This window comes from Desulfovibrio sp. An276 (assembly GCF_002159665.1).
GTDB lineage: Bacteria > Desulfobacterota > Desulfovibrionia > Desulfovibrionales > Desulfovibrionaceae > Desulfovibrio > Desulfovibrio faecigallinarum.
Genome location: NZ_NFJC01000094.1, coordinates 1 through 763, shown reverse-complemented (window position 1 = coordinate 763; position 763 = coordinate 1). Strand labels below are relative to the sequence as shown.

At 46.7% G+C, this 763-nt stretch carries 1 protein-coding gene; it reads right to left on the bottom strand.

From position 1 onward, the window contains the following. Positions 1 to 679 (bottom strand): DUF4277 domain-containing protein (locus tag B5F76_RS14355; protein WP_144268524.1); only part of this gene is annotated, 679 nt, incomplete at its 3' end. Positions 680 to 763: the final 84 nt, after the last annotated feature.

The following is a 763-nucleotide window of genomic DNA, read 5'->3' as shown; positions in this document are numbered from 1 at the left end:
CGCCCTTGAAGCTGACTGGCAATCCCGTTTCATGATCAGCCAGCCCCAGCACTATTATTTGGGGCAGCTCTGGATGTCCATCTCTGCTGTAGCCAAATGTAATGGCTATATTACCTTCTTCATTCTCGTTAGGAGATCCATGAAAATGCACTGATGTGCTGTCCAGATGAACTGCTGTTACCTTTTTTCCAAGGTTTGACATAATATGGGCAGCTACCTGATGGAAGAAGCGCATAGGGCCGTAGTCAGCTACTGCATCCAAAAATCTGCTCAATGCATGCCTGTTGATGTCTTCAGGCATAACACCAGGCCCCAGGACGACATTGGTATCTACCTTTGTAAGGAATTCTGCTGTCTTACTGAGCGAGGAAAATCCAGTAGCAGGGATCTGAATGGCCATGGCCTTAAAAAGGCCACCATTTCCTATCCTGGCATTGGGTCCAGTTTTTGGGATGATGAGGTCGACTATGTACTCAATATCAAATTTATCAAATGTTCCTGCAACAATAGGAAGGGCGCCAATGAGATAGACATGCTCATCTTGAGGGGTGTCCTGCTTCTCCACACACTGAGCGAACAGAGCCTGAAGAGGCTCAGTCTCGCTTTTCATTCTGCTCCTTCTCTCTTCCAACTTTTCAAGCAGATTGTTGCGCCGAGTGTATCCAGATTTTTGAGTCATTGCAGTGAATCCCCTCCCAAAAAGATATTGGGTGCCCTACCACACCCACCGTTTTTGGGCTACAAAAAATACCTCAACCTATCT